Annotated in this window: 17 protein-coding genes; all 17 read left to right on the top strand. The window is 62.3% G+C overall.

From position 1 onward, the window contains the following. Positions 1-61 precede the first annotated feature (61 nt). On the top strand, positions 62-640 hold the full coding sequence (gene pyrE, locus X773_RS59145) for an orotate phosphoribosyltransferase (protein WP_023677771.1): 579 nt from the start codon (positions 62-64) through the stop codon (positions 638-640). Positions 641-682: 42 nt separating this feature from the next. Further along, entirely contained in the window at positions 683-1,093 is a 411-nt protein-coding gene (locus X773_RS59140; RefSeq protein ID WP_051406160.1) for a VOC family protein, read from the top strand. 230 nt (positions 1,094-1,323) lie between these two features. Continuing rightward, entirely contained in the window at positions 1,324-1,905 is a 582-nt protein-coding gene (locus X773_RS59135) for a DUF2062 domain-containing protein (RefSeq protein ID WP_023677769.1), read from the top strand. After that, a complete protein-coding gene (gene acpS / locus X773_RS59130; protein ID WP_023677768.1) occupies positions 1,902-2,315 on the top strand; it encodes a holo-ACP synthase in 414 nt (137 codons plus the stop codon). The genes X773_RS59135 and acpS overlap by 4 nt, the downstream gene beginning before the upstream one ends. Before the next feature lie 77 nt (positions 2,316-2,392). Then, on the top strand, positions 2,393-3,142 hold the full coding sequence (gene lepB / locus X773_RS59125; protein ID WP_023677767.1) for a signal peptidase I: 750 nt from the start codon (positions 2,393-2,395) through the stop codon (positions 3,140-3,142). Positions 3,143-3,146: 4 nt separating this feature from the next. Next, positions 3,147-3,872, top strand: a complete 726-nt coding sequence (gene rnc / locus X773_RS59120) for a ribonuclease III (RefSeq protein WP_023677766.1) — start codon at positions 3,147-3,149, stop codon at positions 3,870-3,872. Then, positions 3,869-4,795, top strand: coding sequence for a GTPase Era (gene era / locus X773_RS59115; protein WP_023677765.1), 927 nt, complete (start codon positions 3,869-3,871; stop codon positions 4,793-4,795). The genes rnc and era overlap by 4 nt, the downstream gene beginning before the upstream one ends. A 369-nt stretch (positions 4,796-5,164) precedes the next feature. After that, entirely contained in the window at positions 5,165-5,869 is a 705-nt protein-coding gene (locus X773_RS59110) for a hypothetical protein (RefSeq protein WP_023677764.1), read from the top strand. A gap of 360 nt (positions 5,870-6,229) precedes the next feature. Next, positions 6,230-7,318: a porin gene (locus X773_RS59105; protein ID WP_023677763.1), complete on the top strand. Its 1,089-nt coding sequence runs from the start codon at positions 6,230-6,232 to the stop codon at positions 7,316-7,318. A gap of 116 nt (positions 7,319-7,434) precedes the next feature. Continuing rightward, positions 7,435-8,223 (top strand): DNA repair protein RecO, encoded by a 789-nt coding sequence (gene recO, locus X773_RS59100; protein WP_023677762.1) that lies wholly within the window; start codon positions 7,435-7,437, stop codon positions 8,221-8,223. Continuing rightward, positions 8,220-8,495 (top strand): PaaI family thioesterase, encoded by a 276-nt coding sequence (locus tag X773_RS59095; RefSeq protein ID WP_023677761.1) that lies wholly within the window; start codon positions 8,220-8,222, stop codon positions 8,493-8,495. Before recO ends, X773_RS59095 begins: the two co-directional genes overlap by 4 nt. Positions 8,496-8,579: 84 nt before the next feature. Beyond that, positions 8,580-11,282 (top strand): DUF2339 domain-containing protein, encoded by a 2,703-nt coding sequence (locus tag X773_RS59090; protein WP_023677760.1) that lies wholly within the window; start codon positions 8,580-8,582, stop codon positions 11,280-11,282. Positions 11,283-11,318: 36 nt separating this feature from the next. Next, a complete protein-coding gene (locus X773_RS73705; RefSeq protein ID WP_051406156.1) occupies positions 11,319-11,651 on the top strand; it encodes a DUF6572 domain-containing protein in 333 nt (110 codons plus the stop codon). Between the two features lie 161 nt (positions 11,652-11,812). Continuing rightward, positions 11,813-12,331: an RNA polymerase sigma factor gene (locus X773_RS59085; RefSeq protein ID WP_023677758.1), complete on the top strand. Its 519-nt coding sequence runs from the start codon at positions 11,813-11,815 to the stop codon at positions 12,329-12,331. Continuing rightward, positions 12,328-13,122: an anti-sigma factor gene (locus X773_RS59080; RefSeq protein ID WP_023677757.1), complete on the top strand. Its 795-nt coding sequence runs from the start codon at positions 12,328-12,330 to the stop codon at positions 13,120-13,122. The genes X773_RS59085 and X773_RS59080 overlap by 4 nt, the downstream gene beginning before the upstream one ends. Positions 13,123-13,331: 209 nt before the next feature. Continuing rightward, positions 13,332-14,438, top strand: coding sequence for a peptidase C39 family protein (locus X773_RS59075; RefSeq protein ID WP_023677756.1), 1,107 nt, complete (start codon positions 13,332-13,334; stop codon positions 14,436-14,438). Next, positions 14,435-15,898 carry a RimK family protein gene (locus tag X773_RS59070; protein ID WP_023677755.1) on the top strand — a complete coding sequence of 488 codons (1,464 nt, stop codon included), beginning with the start codon at positions 14,435-14,437 and terminating at the stop codon, positions 15,896-15,898. Before X773_RS59075 ends, X773_RS59070 begins: the two co-directional genes overlap by 4 nt. Positions 15,899-15,983: the final 85 nt, after the last annotated feature.

Here is a 15,983-nt window from a genome sequence, read left to right as displayed (position 1 = left end):
AAAGAGGGTGCTCTCACTACCCTACTACCATTCACCATTCACCATGGACATGGAGTGAACGATGAACACCGATGAAGTGCTGGGCATTTTCCGCGAGGCCGGCGCCGTTCTCGAAGGGCATTTCATCCTGACGTCGGGCCTGCGCAGCCCGGTCTTCCTGCAGAAGGCGCGCGTTTTCATGCATGCCGACAAGACCGAGCGCTTGTGCAAGGCGCTCGCCGAAAAGATCCGCACTGGCGTGCCCGGCAGAATCGACTACGTCGTCGGCCCGGCGATCGGCGGGCTGATCCCGGCCTATGAGACCTCGCGCCATCTTGGTGCGCCGGCGATCTGGGTCGAGCGGGAAGGGGGCGAGTTCAGGCTGCGCCGTTTCGAGATCGCCAAGGGATCGCGCGTTGTCATTGTCGAGGACATCGTCACCACCGGCCTGTCGATCCGCGAGACCATCGACTGCCTGCGCGGCCTTGGCGCCGAAGTCGTTGCCGCCGCATGCATCATCGACCGCTCGGCCGGCAAGACCGATGTCGGCGTGCCGCTGATCGCGCTCGCCGAATATGAAGTTCCGGCCTATCCGGCCGACAGGCTGCCGCCCGAGCTCGCCGCCATACCGGCGATCAAGCCGGGCAGCCGCAATATCTAATGCATGTCGCCCAAAAGTGTGCGGCGGTTTTGGGACAACGACATGCATAAAAACAAGTCAAGAGGCGCTTCCGTGATTGCCGGCATCGATCATTTCGTGCTGACAGTTCGTTCGGTGGACGATACCTGCGCCTTCTATCAGCGGGTGCTTGGCTTCAAGCGCCTCGACGAGCCGGACCGACCAACGGCGCTGCTGTTTGGAACGCAGAAGATCAATGTGCATGAGGTCGGGCGTACCTTCGAGCCGAAGGCCAAGGCGCCGACGCCGGGCTCCGGAGATTTCTGCTTGATTGCTGCCCGGCCGCTCGCCGAGATATGTGCCAACCTCGCCGCCAATGGTGTGGTGATAGAGGTCGGCCCGGTCGAGCGTGTCGGCGCCCGGGGCGCGATGATGTCGGTCTATTTCCGCGATCCGGACGGCAACCTCGTCGAGGTCAGCGAATATCGATCCTAAGTGACGCTCCTTAAATTCGCCGCGATCATGCCCTGTTCAGAACGGCGATACCCAAGGCTGGCGCGACCGGCCACCGAGCGGATGCCCTCGGCCTCGTTGTTCTTCGGCCAGCGCATCGCTATATCAAAGTCGTAGTTGCTTTTCGGCGACCGCAGAGCGCAGCATAGGCTGTCGCGCCTGGCTGGAAAGGCCGGCGTGAAGCCATCGATGGAACTAGGAACAGGAACAGAGTGCTTTTTCGACGGCGCAAGCCTGATGGTTTTTTCGAGCGGGTGCGTACTTATTTGTGGCCGCGCCGCTCGTTCTCGCGCTCGCTGCGGTATTTTTCCAAACGCATCCTGCGGCTTAGGGCCACGCCGCATGCCGTGGCCGCCGGTGTTGCGGCGGGCGTATTCGCGTCGTTTTTCCCGCTTGGCTTTCACTTCATCATTGCTGCCATCCTGTGCTGGCTGATCGCCGGCAATCTGGTCGCGGCAGCACTCGGCACGGTCTTCGGCAACCCCCTGACCTTTCCGCTGCTATGGGCCGCCTCCTGGGAGGTCGGCAAGCTGATCCTGCATGAACACCTGCCGGCGCATGGCCCGCCCGCGCATCTCGGCGACATGCTGCATAATCTTTCCTTTGCGCAATTGTGGGGACCGGTGCTGAAGCCGATGACGATCGGCGCAATACCGCTCGGCCTGGTTTTCGGCCTGCTGTTTTACGGTATCACCCGCTGGGGCATGGTCACTTTCCACGAGCAGCGCCGCAAGCGGCTGGCCGAAAGAGCGGCAAAGGCTGGAAAAACCGGGCCGGAAGTTCCTGCCGAATGATTATCGGTATCGGCAGCGATCTCATCGACATCAGACGCATCGAGAAGTCGCTGGAACGCCATGGCCAACGCTTCATCCAGCGCATCTACACCGAGATCGAACAGGCGCGCTCCGAAAACCGCGCGGCGCGTGCGGCCTCCTACGCCAAGCGTTTCGCTGCCAAGGAAGCCTGCGCCAAGGCATTGGGTACCGGTCTGGCGCAGGGTGTGTTCTGGCGCGACATGGGGGTCGTCAACCTGGCCAGCGGCAAGCCGACCATGGCGCTGACCAATGGGGCGGCAGCGCGGCTGGACGAAATTCTGCCTGAAGGGCACCGCGCGGTGCTCCACCTCACCATCACCGATGATTTTCCGCTCGCTCAAGCCTTTGTGATCATTGAAGCGTTGCCGGTCGAAGAAGCGCCACATTGATTGCATCTGACCACCGGCATGACGTTGCCCAGCGCGCGCCGAGACTCTATACCATCCAACGCACAATCGAGGACGACATGAGCGTGGCTGAAAAAACCCAGAAGAAATCCGGCGGACTTGGCGAAACCGTCAGCGTCATAGTCCAGGCCCTGCTGCTTGCGCTGGTCATCCGCACGCTCCTGTTCCAGCCGTTCTCGATCCCGTCCGGGTCGATGCGGCCGACTTTGCTCGAAGGCGACTATCTCTTCGTCACCAAGTGGTCCTACGGCTTCTCCCGCTATTCACTGCCGTTCGGGCCGAACATCTTTTCGGGCCGCATCTGGGGCTCAGAGCCGAAGCGCGGCGACGTGGTGGTGTTCAAGTTTCCGCCGGATCCTTCTGTCGATTATATCAAGCGCGTCGTCGGCCTGCCGGGCGACAAGATCCAGGTCAAGGATGGCCAGCTCTTCATCAACGACGTGGGCGTGCCGCGCGTCAAGGTCGGGCAGATCGACAACCGCGACATCACCGAGGAGAACGGGCCGGTCGATGTCTATCGCGAGACGCTGCCGAACGGCGTCAGCTACGACACGCTCGACCTGACGCAGGCTTCGATCGGCGACAATACCAAAGAGTTCAAGGTGCCGCCCGGTCACTATTTCATGATGGGCGACAATCGCGACAACTCGTCGGACAGCCGCTTCACCGTCGGCTTCGTGCCGGACGAGAATTTGGTCGGCCGCGCCAACCTCATTTTCTTCTCGATCGGCGGCAGCGCCAGCCCGCTCGAAATCTGGAAATGGCCGTCACTGATGCGCGCCTCGCGCCTGTTCGATTTCGTCAATTAGGGCCATGGCGGCGACGAAACGGCTGACCGCCGATGCGCTCGCCGAGGCGCTCAGGGAGCGCACCGGCCACAGTTTTGGCGACCATCAGCGCCTGCAGCGGGCGCTGACCCATGCCAGCGCTCGCGGCAGTCACGCCGGCATCGACTACGAACGTTTCGAATTCCTGGGCGACCGCGTTCTCGGCCTTGTCGTTGCCGATATGCTGCTGGCGGCATTTCCCGACGCCGCCGAGGGTGAGCTGTCGCTGAGATTGAACGCTCTGGTCAACGCTGAAGCCCTGGCGGAAATTGCCGAGGAGATCGGCCTGCCGGAACTTATTCGCGCCGGTTCGGACGTACGCGGCCTCGACGGGCGCAAGCGCGTCAATCTGCGCGCCGATGCATTGGAATCGCTGATCGCCGTGCTCTATCTCGACGGAGGGTTGGAAGCGGCCCGTGCCTTCATCCACAGATACTGGCAGCCGCGCTCGCAAGCCATTGACGCCGCCCGTCGCGATGCGAAAACCGAACTCCAGGAATGGGCGCATCAGGCGGCAGGCGCAGTGCCGGTTTACATAATCGACAGCCGCGAGGGACCGGACCACGATCCGCTGTTCACCGTCAGTGTCAAGGTCGGCGCCTATCCGCCGGCGACCGGCAGCGGGCGCTCCAAGCGCGAGGCGGAGCAGGCTGCAGCCGCGGCACTTCTGCAGCGGGAAGGCGTCTGGCTCGATCAAGGGAGTGCCGCATGACCGCCACCGAAGCTCCGGCAACAGAAGCTCCCGCTACCCGCTCCGGCTTCGTCGCGCTGATCGGCGCGCCCAATGCGGGGAAATCGACGCTGGTCAACCAATTGGTCGGCGCCAAGGTGTCGATCGTGACGCACAAGGTGCAGACCACGCGCGCTATCGTGCGCGGCATTGCCACCCACAACAACGCGCAGATCGTCTTCGTCGACACGCCGGGCATATTCAAGCCGAAGCGCCGGCTGGACACCGCGATGGTGACCACAGCGTGGGGCGGTGCCAAGGACGCCGATATCGTGCTGCTCTTGATCGATGCCGAGCGCGGCATCCGGGGCGATGCCGACGCCATCCTCGAGCGGCTGAAGGATGTCCGGCAGCCGATGGTGTTGATCCTCAACAAGGTCGATCGGGTCAAGCACGAGACGTTGCTGGCATTGTCGGCGGCAGCCAACGAAAGGGTGCCGTTCAAGCGCACCTTCATGGTTTCGGCGCTGACCGGGTCCGGCTGCAAGGACCTGCTCGACTATCTCGCCGAGACCTTGCCGGCCGGCCCCTGGTACTATCCGGAGGACCAGATCTCCGACCTGCCGATGCGCCAGCTCGCGGCCGAGATCACCCGCGAAAAGCTCTATCTCAGGCTGCATCAGGAACTGCCTTATTCCTCCCACATCGAGACCGAGAAATGGGAAGAGAAGAAGGACGGCTCGGTGCGCATCGACCAGACAATCTATGTCGAGCGTGACAGCCAGAAGAAGATCGTGCTCGGCCATAAGGGCGAGACGATCCGCGCCATCGGCCAGGCCGCGCGCATGGAAATCGCAGGCATACTCGAGCAGAAGGTGCACCTCTTCCTGTTCGTCAAGGTGCGCGAGAACTGGGGCGACGATCCCGAGCGCTACCGTGAAATGGGGCTCGAATTTCCGCACTGAGCCTGTTTGGGCGATCCGCAGAGCGGCCTGTTGGCCGCCTCAGGATTCTGAGCGGTCGCCGGGCTGCCCGATTGGTCGACTTGCATATTGAACAGCCGGCCGAATCATTCCGGGAGGCCATGCGCCGGCCATCTCGGGCCGACCCGTTCCTTGGGGGTACCGGCGCGACGGGAAATCCTGAGCGGTTTCTGAGAAATTTCCGATACTTCATGCAAAACAGGCCAGCTGACCGGCTGGAACTCCTGCCGATACTGCGATCGAGCATGGTTACCGTTTGTCGTCTCTCCGTCATACACCCTGCCTATAGGCTGTGCGAAAGACCCGCTTCCGAGCAAACCGGAACAGGCGGGCAAGCAGCCAGATCAGGACATGACCAGGACTTGGAATCGCATCGACCCCATCCGTCAGATCGAGTTTGCAAACGCCGTCGCTGTTGAGATCGAGCGCGTGCTGGCGCGGCAAGGCAAGGTGACGAACAGCGATGCAGTCGTTGCAGCGGGCAGGGTCGCCGGCGCCGTTGCCGCCGCCGTCGCTTTGCTTGCGCCGACCGACATCAGTGCGATCGACACCATGCAGGAAAGATTACCCGGCATGGCGTCGCGTTTCGTGCGGATATTGGCAGCCGAAGCGGCGGAACGCCGTGCCCGGACGCATCTGTCGACGGCGCACGAAGGCCAAGGGGCAGACATCCAACGCCTGGCCGGAACGGGCGACCTCGACTCGATGCGGGTCGAGGACTGGGCCGGTCGGGTCGCCGGGTCGACGTTCCTGCAGCAAAATCTCGACATATCGCGCTCGACCCTGCATCGCTGGCAGCGGAGCGGCACGGTCGTTGCGTTGCGCACCGGTGGCCGCAAACATGTATTTCCCCTGGCCCACTTCATCGACGGCAGGCCGGCGCCGGGTATCAAGGAAGTGTTATCCGCGATGCCCGATCCACGGCATGCCTGGTCGTGGCTGATCGGCCCCGCGCCCGGCCTCGCCGGACGTATTCCCATTGAAATGCTCAAACGGGATCTGGTGGCGGAAGTCGTTCTTGCCGCACAGAACGCAGCGATGGCGAAGTCGGCTTGATCTCGCTGCCAACGTTAGAAGTCTATTCCAAAAAAAGAACACGTAGAAGGAATGCATGTCGGATTTCGATCGGTTTGCCGGCTAATGGCATAAGTATATTTTGTATAATTGTGACAGTGTCTCGTTTGCGCCGAGGCAAATGTGAAGAAAATATGAAGTGATATTTGTGCAACATGGATTTATTCTGTTATGCAAACAACGATTATTTTTGGAATCGTCATTGAGACTGGAATGCGGATGAGTATGTTCGCCGCCTGAAGAGGGGGTGCGGTGCGCGCCTTTTTCGACGTGGGTGAGGCGTTCAGCCGTTCAACCCATGAATCCAAAGCCATTTTTAACTTTGACTGGAGAGGTCAGAAAATGAATATCAAGAGCCTTCTTCTCGGCTCAGCCGCGGCATTCGTCGCGGTCTCCGGCGCGCGTGCCGCCGACGCTGTTGTGGTCGCCGAGCCGGAACCCGCCGAATACGTCAAGATCTGCGACGTCTACGGCGCTGGCTACTACTACGTCCCCGGCACCGAAATCTGCCTGCGCATCGGCGGCTATGTCCGCTATGACGCCAGCTTCGGCGACGCCGGCCGCGTTTTCGATGGCGCGACGACACATGACCTTATGGACGGTGACGAGCAGCAGACCTGGAACAAGAATGCCCGCTTCAATCTGAAGACGTGGACCGGCCAGGAGACCGAGCTAGGCACGTTGAAGACCTATACCGAGACCCGTTTCAACTTCGGCAATACCAAACGCAGCGTGAGCGGTGTTGATTTCAGCGTGCAGGACAACAAGGCGGTTACCCTGAACTTCGCCTGGATCCAGCTTGGAGGTTTCCGCGTCGGTAAGGATGAAACTGTCTATGATTCGTTCATCGGCTACGCCGGCAGCGTCGTCCAGGACACTATCATTCCTTACGGCACCAAGGACACCAACCTGATCAGTTACTACTTCGACGGCGGTAATGGCTTTACGGCAGTCGCCTCGGTCGAAACGGGCTCCGGCGCTGACCAGTCGATCGACAGCTATGTTCCGTTTGTCGTCGGCGGCGTGAAATACAAGGGCGACTGGGGTGCGATCACTGCGGTCGGCGCCTATAACAGCACGTCGGAAGAATGGGCCGGCAAAGCTCGCCTCGACGTCAAGCCGATTACTGACCTGACCCTGTTCGTGATGGCGGGCTACGGCAGCGACGACAACGTCGCGAAGAACTTCTACAAGCCGTGGACTGGCAACTTTGCCGTCTGGGGCGGCGGCAGCTATGCCGTCAACAAGAAGACGTCTTTGAACGCCCAGGTCTCCTATACCGACGACCAAGACTTCGCCGTTGCGGCGAATGTCGCCTACACCATCGTTCCTGGTTACACGATCACCGCCGAAGTCGATTATTACGACAATTTCGATGCCGACGATGCCGACACAATCGGCGGCATCTTCCGCTTCCAGCGCTCGTTCTGATCAAACGACGATCTCGCAAAAAACGGCCCGTAGCGATACGCTACGGGCCGTTTTGGTTTGCGGCGGATACGTCGCTCATCTTGATTTCGCCATCCAACCGGTGACAAGCTCTCGTCATGGAATGGCGCGACGAGGGAATCATTCTCGGCACCCGCAAGCATGGCGAAACCAGCGCCATTCTCGAGGTGATGACGCGCGCGCATGGCCGCCATCTCGGTCTCGTGCGCGGCGGCCGTTCGCGCAAACAGCAGCCTGTCTTGCAGCCCGGCAATCGCGTCGACCTGTTGTGGCGGGCGCGGCTCGACGAGCATCTCGGCACCTTCCAGGTCGAGGCTATCGAGATGAACGCCGCCCGGCTGATGGACAGCGCCGTTGCCGTCTACGGCCTGCAGACGATGGCCGCGCATTTGCGTCTTCTGCCTGAGCGTGACGCCCATGGCGGCCTTTACGAGACGCTTGCGGTGATGATCGCTCATCTCGACGATGCCGATGCCGCCGGCGAGCTGGTGGCCCGCTTCGAGCTGCTGGTACTCGACGAACTCGGTTTCGGCCTCGATCTCAGCCAGTGTGCGGCGACCGGCACCAGGCAGGACCTTGCCTATGTCTCGCCGAAATCCGGCCGCGCCGTGTCGCGGGCGGCGGGCGCGCCGTGGCGCGACAAGATGCTGGCGCTGCCTGCCTTCCTGCAGCGCGGCTCCGGGCTGCGCGCCGATCCGGCGGCGATCGAGGACGCCTTCCGGCTGACCGGCTTCTTTCTGACCCGCCATGTCTACGAACCGCGCGGCATCGAGCCTCCCGGCGCCCGTGCCGGGTTTCTCGCCGCCTTGCGCAGGCATCATTCACCCGGCCATGAATCCGGCAAGGCAAGCGCCGGGGAAGCCGCCACCGGGGAAACCACCAGATGAGCGAAGTTGAACCTGATCCCGAAAACGTTTCGCCGCTCGGCCTTGGCACCATTTCGCAAGTGGGCGAGGCCTATGCGACGGCCGAGTTCAAAGTGAATTTGACGCGGCCGATCACGCCAAGGACGGGCGAGGTGGTGTGCGAGGGCAAAGTGGTGCACAAGGGCCGCACGCTGACGGTTTCGGAAGCGGCGCTGAAGGACGCCAACGGCAAGCTGCTGGCTTTCGGCACCGAAACATGCTCGATCTTTCCGGCCAATCTGGCGGCACGTTGAATGGACCGGCCGTTTGGCCGCCGCATTTGAATGTCACTGAACATTGAATGTCAGTGACAACTGGCCTGGTTTGGGGGAACCGCCATGTTTGAAAGCCTGATTGGCCTCGTCGCCATCATTGCGCTGTTCGTCATCATTTCACGCCAGCAGAGCCGCATCGGCCTGATCGAGCGCGAGCTTGGCGCCTTGCGCAGCCTTGTGCTTTCGGGCACGCCCGCGCTGCCGCCGCAAGCCAAGGAACCGGCTGCAAACGACAGCAAACCGGCGGATGCCGCAATCCCGCTTGCGGCCGCAGCCGACATGGCCGTATCGCCACGGCCCGCAGCGGTCGTGTCAGCTACAGAGGCCGATGCCGATACAACGGCGCCGTCCGCGCCGGAGTCGGCGCAACCGGCGGCAGCGGCGAAGGCAGCTCGCCAGTCCGACGTCGAAACGGCGCTCGGTACCCGCTGGGCGGTCTGGGTCGGCGGCATCGCGCTGGCGCTGGGTGGCTTGTTTCTGATCCGCTACACCATCGAGGCCGGCATTTTCGGGCCACGCGTGCGGCTTGTCATGGCGGCGGCACTCGGGCTGGTGCTGGTCGCCGGCGGCGAGTTCATCCGGCGCACCGGCTTCAGGGTGCCGGTGCAAGGTGCCGCCGGTGCCTATATCCCGGCGATCCTGACGGCGGCCGGCGCTTTCATCCTGTTCGGTACCGTCTACGCCGCGTACAGCATTTACGGCTTCATCGGCCCGACGCTCGCTTTCACGCTGCTCGGCGCCATCGGGGTGGCGACGATCGCGGCAAGCCTGGTCCACGGTCAGGCGCTGGCCGGCGTCGGCCTGCTCGGTGCCATGGTGACGCCGCTGCTGGTCGCCTCGCAGGCGCCCAATCCGTGGGCGCTGTTTGGCTATCTGGCGATTGTGCTCGCCGCCACCGGCGTCATTGCCCGCATCCGCGACTGGAGGCTTTTGATGGCCGCAGCCTTCGTCGCCACGGGCATCTGGACCATCTTCTACATGACCGACGCGCCGGGGGCGAACCTTGCCGTCATCCTCTTTATCGACGGGGTGACACTGGCCGTGCTCGCCTTCGTCTGGCTTGGCCGCCGCGACGAAGCGGTCGCCGGCAGCGGCTTCGACTGGCCGTCGATCGCGCCGGGCTTCTTCGTCGGCCTTTCGGCGCTGGCCCTGTTTGTCGATCCGGCCTTCGCCGCCATCCGCGGTGCATTGCCGGGGGCCGCCCTTGTCGCAGCCCTGGTGGCGGTGGCGCTCTACCGGCCGCGGGCGCTTGCACTGCTGCACGCCGCCGGGCTGGCGACGGTACTGGTCTATCTCGGCATCATTCCGCCGACCACGATCGCTTCCGATTTTTCGGGTGGCGCTCTCGGCGTCGACGGCATGCCGGTCGTGGCGTCCGATGCCTTGATGCTCAGGGTCGGCATCGCGCTCGGCCTGGTCTTCATCGGCGCCGGCTTTTGGGCGGCGCGCCGTTTTGCGGCCGCTGGCTGGCTGCGCGCCGCCGCATGGGCGGCCTGGAGCGCTGTCGCGCCACTGGTCATCCTGCTGGCGCTCTGGTCTACCTTCGGCAATCTCGACCGAGACCTTGCTTATGCGGCGGTCGCAGCCGTTTTGGTCGGCGTCTTCGTCGCCGGCGGCGAGTGGATAGCGCGCGGCGAAGCGCCGCCGCTAACCGGCGGCACTGCTGTCTCCTTCGCGCTCGGCGGGGCGGCGATTGCCGGCCTGCTGATGCTGCACATGGCCTTTGGTTCCGGCTGGACAACCATCCTGCTCGGAGCAGCCGCCGTTGTGCCAGCGCTGGCGACGCGCTGGCGCAGCTATCCGGTGCTTGGCTGGATTTCCGTTGGTGTGGTGATTGCAGTGCTCGGCCGCGCTGCCTTCGACCCGACCATCGTCGGTGCCGAGTTCCTGTCGAAGACGCCGGTGTTCAACTGGCTGCTGCTTGGATATGGCGTGCCGGCGCTCGCCTTCGGCTTTGCCGCCTGGCAACTCGCCCGCACCACCAATGGCCGGCCGCGCCTCGCAATGGAGGCCGGCGCCGCGCTGTTCGCCCTGCTCACCGTCGCCATGCTGGTGCGCCATGCCATGCATGGCGGCGTCATCGATACCGCTGCTGCGACGCTTGCCGAACAGGCGATCTACACGCTGATCGCGATCGGTGGCGGTGCCATCCTGGTCGCCATCGACATGCGCTCGCCAAGTTCGGTGCTGCGCTACGGCTCGATTGCAGCGGGCGTGGTCTCGGTCGCGTTCATCGTCCTCCAGCATTTTCTGGCGCTGAACCCGTTGCTGACGGATGAATCGACCGGCAGCATTCCGGTGTTCAACCTTCTGTTGCTCGCCTACCTCTTGCCGGCAGTCGCGACAGGCGCACTGGCGCTCTATACCCGCGACAAGCGGCCGAAATGGTATGCGGCCATGCTGGCGGTTATGGCGGCGGTGCTCGCCTTCGCCTATGCGACTCTGTCGGTCAGGAGGCTGTTCAAGGGTGAGTTCATCGGCCTGTGGAGCGGCCTCGGCCAACTCGAGACCTATACCTATTCGGCGCTGTGGCTGGTCATCGGCGTGGTGCTGCTCACCGCCGGTGTCTGGCTGAGGTCGCAGGTGCTGCGCATTGCGTCGGCGGCGCTGATCTCGGTCGCCGTGCTCAAGGTCTTCGTCTTCGACATGTCGGAGCTGGAAGGTGTGTTGCGGGCGCTGTCCTTCATCGGCCTCGGCGCGGTGCTCATCGGCATCGGCTTGTTTTATCAGCGGCTGCTGACAAGAGCGGCGAGGGAGGTAAATTAGTGTGAGTCTATGATCACGGGAAAAGGCTATTGACAGATGGCTGTTCAGCATACGGACGTCGTGGATATTGTCGCAAAAGGCAAAAATGGTGAATATTTGCTCAGCATTGTAGATGATCTCGATTGGGATGATGTAGAAAATCATCTTGAGCTTCTAGAGAATAAACTGAATCTATATTGTGTTTTCGTTTTAGAAGGGCAATTCTACAAAGAACATCCGGATGCTGTGGGGCGACCCGTTATGATTTCGGTGGCATTGTTGTCTATTATGCCAGCCGAGGTACAATGGTTCTTTACCGCAGCTGCGGTATCAGTCGAAAAGGCCGGATTGCAATTTGAAGTTCAGCACCTCTCGAAGGGGAATTTGTAGAGGGGTCTTCAGGTGGGGATCGGCCGGGAATAAACCTGCCACTGGCAGCGTTATTCAGTTGCTTGGGTGACCGGGGCGGCGGACCGCTTCGCGCTGGCCGCTTGCGCCGCGCCGCGAAGGCGCGTTCAATCACCATGGACAGGGCTCCAGAACCAGCGGTCATGGACGAAAAGAAGGCAGCAATCCTTGGTGAAATACCGCGTCTGCGCCGCTATGCACGCTCGCTGTTGCGCGACCGCGATTCCGCCGACGATCTCGTCCAGGATTGTCTCGAGCGGGCACTTGTGCGGCTCGACAATTGGCAGACAGGAGAAAGCCCCAGGAGATGGCTGTTTACGATCATGCATCATTTATTCATCGACCAGATGCGCAAGGTGAACCGGCGTGGCGAGGCAGCGATGCTGCCGCTGGAGGCGAGCGAGGCGCAGGCAGCACCCGCCGAGCAGGTCGAGAGCATCGCCTCGCGCGAGATCGTCGAGGCTCTGCAGGCGATCAGCCCAGACCGGCGCGCGGCCCTTGTGATGGTCGCCATCGAAGGGTTTTCCTATGCCGAAGCCGCCAACATCCTTGGAGTCCCCGCCGGCACTTTGATGTCGCGCATCGCGCGCGGGCGTGAGGAGTTGCGCGGGCTTTTGGACGACACCGCGCGCCGCCGCTCGATAAGGATCGTCGAGAAATGAGCCGGCGCGATTTCTCCGAACGCGATATCCACATGGCTCTCGATGGCGAGTTGCCAGGCGACGAGCGGACGGCCTATGAGGCATGGCTCGAGGCCAATGCCGAGATGAAGGCCAAGAGCGCACGCTACGCCGCCGACCGGGCAGCGTTGCGCGCGGCCTTTAACGGCGTGCTGGACGAACCCATCCCGGTGCGGCTGAATAAGGTGGTGCTCGGCGAGGCGCCGGTGGTCAAAGCGTCGCCGTCGCGCACGCGTTGGTGGCTTGCGGCCGCCGCTGCCGCCATCCTGGTGATTGGCGGTGCTGGCGGCTATCTTGCCGGCATCGGCGGCCTCGGCCTGGAAAATACGGCCGAGGACCAGCTTGCCGAAGAGGCGATTGCCGCCCACGTCATCTATGCCGCTGAAAAGCGGCATGCTGTGGAAGTGCCGGCAAGAGACAAGGATCATTTGCAGAACTGGCTGTCTAACCAGGTGGGTTTGAAGCTGGTCGCGCCGGATCTGGCGGCGCAGGGATTCCAACTGGTCGGTGGCCGGCTACTGCCTGCCGGCCAGGGCAAGGCCGCGATGCTGCTTTACGAGGACGACAAGGGCGAGCGCATTTCGCTCTTCGTAATCGCCGAATCGGCGGCCAAGGCCAAAGGCACCTATGGGTCGGAGGAAAATGGTCCTGAGGCCGTCTACTGGCTGGACAAGGGTTATGGCTGCGCCGTCGTCGGATCGCTGCCGCACGAGCAGCTGGCCGCGGTGGCCAAGAGCGCCTATGGCCAGCTTCTGGCGGGCTTGAAAAGCTGAGCAGGATCTCGTTTTTCTATAGCCGCGCCGATGCCGAAACACGAAGGTCGTTTCAAAGCCTTTGCGCGACCTGGCTGCCTTAAAAACTGTCACAATTCGGCCCTAATCGAGGTGCGATAGCGCTTGCTGAATGCTGGCACTTCGGCTGGTGTGACCGATGTTTAGACTAGGGCCGTTTCCACAACCCAATCGAGGTTTTCTGAGCCCGCATGCCTGCCGAGATTCGCAAGGCCCGCGCGTCCGACGTCGATGACCTCGCCGCCATCGAAAAAGCTGTTTTCTCGAGCGACCGCATTTCTCGCCGCTCCTTTCGCCAACTGATCGAACGCGACACCGCCGAACTGCTGGTTGGCGAGAACGATGGCCACGTCGCCGGCTATGCGGTCGTGCTGTTTCGTAAGGGCAGCGGCGTCGCGCGGCTCTATTCGATCGCCGTCGGTCCATTTTTCGGCGGCCGCGGCGTTGGCCGCCTGCTGCTGGAAGAGGCTGAAGCCGCCGCTTTCGAGCACGGCCGCATGATGCTTCGTTTGGAAGTCCGCGAAGACAATCCGCGCGCCATCCAGATCTACGAGCAGAGCGGCTACCGTAAGATCGGCCGCGAACCGGACTATTACGAGGACGGCGCCACGGCGCTGCGCTATGAAAAGACCTTGCGCGGCGACATTCCGGTCGCCACCGAAGTGCCGTTTTATCAGCAGACTTGCGAATTCACCTGCGGACCATGCTGCCTGATGATGGCGATGGCTAACTTCGACCCCGGATTCGTGCCGGACCCTGTTATGGAAATCAGGCTGTGGCGTGAGGCGACGACCGTTTTCATGATGTCGGGGCCGGGCGGCTGCGAACCGTTCGGGCTGGCCGTCGCCGGCTATGAGAGCGGGCTTGCTGCTGAGATCTATGTCTCCTTCTACGGCGCGCTGTTCCTGCAGTCGGTGCGCAGCGAGGACAAGCGCCGGGTCATGGAGCTGGCGCAGGTCGACTTTCGCCGCCGCGCGGAACTTTACGGTATCCCGGTGAATTACCGTTCATTCGGGCTTGACGACATTCGCACCGCGATCGCAGAGGGAAAACTGGTGCTGGTCCTGATCAGCGGCTTCCTGATGTTCGGCAAGAAGGTTCCGCACTGGGTATTGGCCATCGGTGACGACGGCGATCATATCCTGATCCACGACCCTTGGGTCGAGGACGAGCGGCAGGAGACGATCCTCGATGCTGCCAACATTCCCGTGCCTTACGGCATCTTCATGAACATGGCGCAATTCGGCCGCGACGGATTGCGCGCCGCCATCACTCTCGGAAAGCGCGACAGCCAATGACCTGGGTCATCCTTACCGGCCGGCAGAACGATCTCGACCAGGTGGCGACGCCGCACAAGATCATCACCAATCGCGACTACCTTGCCCATCCGGCACTGTTTCGCGGTCAGCGGCCGAAGGTCATCAACCTGTCGAACAATTATGGCTACCAGAGCCGCGGCTATTACGCGTCGCTGCTTGCCGGTTCGCGCGGCCATAAGGTCATCCCGACGGTCGAAACGATGATCGACCTGTCAGAACGCAAGCTCTATGAGCACGCGTTGCCGGAACTCGAACTCGCACTCAACAAGTGCCGCAAGGACCTGGGTGGCGCTTTTCCGCAGAAGGTCTGCATCTTCTTCGGCATCGGACCATCCAGGATATGGGACCGCTTCGCAAAACTTCTGTTCGACTGGTTCCGTGCCCCGGCGCTCGAGCTCCACATCAGGGACAGCGCCGAATGGGCCTCGATCCGCAAGATCGGGTTCCATCCCCTGGCCAGGATGACCGAGGACGAGGAAACGCACTTTCTCCAGTGCCTGGAGACCTACACCAATCGCGAGTGGCGCGACACCAAGGGCCGCACGCCGGCGCGCTACACTTTCGCAACGCTGGTCGATCCGCATGAGGAACTGCCGCCGTCGGAGATTTCGTCGCTGCGCCACTGGGCCAAGATCGCTGAAAAGATGGGCGTCGAAATCGAGCCGATCACCAAGCGGGATCTGGCCAAGCTCGCCAACTACGACGCGCTGTTCATCCGCGAGACCACTTCGATCTCCAACCACACCTACCGCTTTGCCCGCCGCGCCCAGCAGGAAGGCATGCCGGTCATCGACGATCCGCTGTCGATGATCCGCTGCACCAACAAGGTCTATCTCAACGAGCTGATGACCTACAACAAGGTACCGGTGCCGCCGACGGTGATGATTGCCGGCACCTCGGACCTGGACGTTGCGGCACAGACGCTGGGCTTCCCGCTGGTGCTGAAGATCCCGGACTCCTCGTTTTCGCGCGGCGTCAAGAAATGCGGCACCTTTGAAGAGTTGAAGACGCTCGCAACCGAATGGCTGGAGGATTCCGACCTCCTGATCGCGCAAAAATTCATTCCGACGGAATATGACTGGCGTGTCGGTGTCCTCGGCGGCCAGCCCTTGTTTGCCGTTCATTATCTGATGGCCAAGAAACATTGGCAGATCGTCAATCATAAGGCCAACGGCAAGCCCGACCAGGGCGGCATCAAGACCTTCACCCTGAAGGAAGCACCGGCCCATGTCGTCGAGACGGCGGTGAGCGCGGCGCGCTGCATTGGCGACGGCCTCTACGGCGTCGACCTCAAGGAAACCAGGGACGGCGTCTTCGTCATCGAGGTCAACGACAACCCCAACCTCGACCACGGCTGGGAAGACTCCGGCGAAAAAGACGAGGTCTGGGTGCGGCTGACGCAGTGGTTCCTGGAGCGGCTGGACCGGCCGGGGCGATAATATCCGAACTGAGGGGAAAAAGATGCTGTTCTTCGTAACCGAGGATTTTCGCGGCTGCGACCGCAAGGAGATCTACCGCCGTTTC

This window comes from Mesorhizobium sp. LSJC280B00, from assembly GCF_000502835.1.
Taxonomy (GTDB): Bacteria; Pseudomonadota; Alphaproteobacteria; order Rhizobiales; family Rhizobiaceae; genus Mesorhizobium.
Note: the sequence above shows the minus strand (reverse complement) of the source record. Positions and strands in the feature narration are given on the sequence as shown.

Bases quoted from the DNA above. Each gene is read 5' to 3' on its own strand.
- X773_RS59085 (WP_023677758.1), top strand. From the start codon at position 11,813: ATGGACGAAAAGAAGGCAGCAATCCTTGGTGAAATACCGCGTCTGCGC.
- recO (WP_023677762.1), top strand. From the start codon at position 7,435: ATGGAATGGCGCGACGAGGGAATCATTCTCGGCACCCGCAAGCATGGC.
- X773_RS59070 (WP_023677755.1), top strand. From the start codon at position 14,435: ATGACCTGGGTCATCCTTACCGGCCGGCAGAACGATCTCGACCAGGTG.
- X773_RS59090 (WP_023677760.1), top strand. From the start codon at position 8,580: ATGTTTGAAAGCCTGATTGGCCTCGTCGCCATCATTGCGCTGTTCGTC.
- era (WP_023677765.1), top strand. From the start codon at position 3,869: ATGACCGCCACCGAAGCTCCGGCAACAGAAGCTCCCGCTACCCGCTCC.
- X773_RS59105 (WP_023677763.1), top strand. From the start codon at position 6,230: ATGAATATCAAGAGCCTTCTTCTCGGCTCAGCCGCGGCATTCGTCGCG.
- acpS (WP_023677768.1), top strand. From the start codon at position 1,902: ATGATTATCGGTATCGGCAGCGATCTCATCGACATCAGACGCATCGAG.
- X773_RS59140 (WP_051406160.1), top strand. From the start codon at position 683: ATGCATAAAAACAAGTCAAGAGGCGCTTCCGTGATTGCCGGCATCGAT.
- pyrE (WP_023677771.1), top strand. From the start codon at position 62: ATGAACACCGATGAAGTGCTGGGCATTTTCCGCGAGGCCGGCGCCGTT.
- X773_RS73705 (WP_051406156.1), top strand. From the start codon at position 11,319: ATGGCTGTTCAGCATACGGACGTCGTGGATATTGTCGCAAAAGGCAAA.
- rnc (WP_023677766.1), top strand. From the start codon at position 3,147: ATGGCGGCGACGAAACGGCTGACCGCCGATGCGCTCGCCGAGGCGCTC.
- X773_RS59095 (WP_023677761.1), top strand. From the start codon at position 8,220: ATGAGCGAAGTTGAACCTGATCCCGAAAACGTTTCGCCGCTCGGCCTT.
- X773_RS59110 (WP_023677764.1), top strand. From the start codon at position 5,165: ATGACCAGGACTTGGAATCGCATCGACCCCATCCGTCAGATCGAGTTT.
- lepB (WP_023677767.1), top strand. From the start codon at position 2,393: ATGAGCGTGGCTGAAAAAACCCAGAAGAAATCCGGCGGACTTGGCGAA.
- X773_RS59080 (WP_023677757.1), top strand. From the start codon at position 12,328: ATGAGCCGGCGCGATTTCTCCGAACGCGATATCCACATGGCTCTCGAT.
- X773_RS59075 (WP_023677756.1), top strand. From the start codon at position 13,332: ATGCCTGCCGAGATTCGCAAGGCCCGCGCGTCCGACGTCGATGACCTC.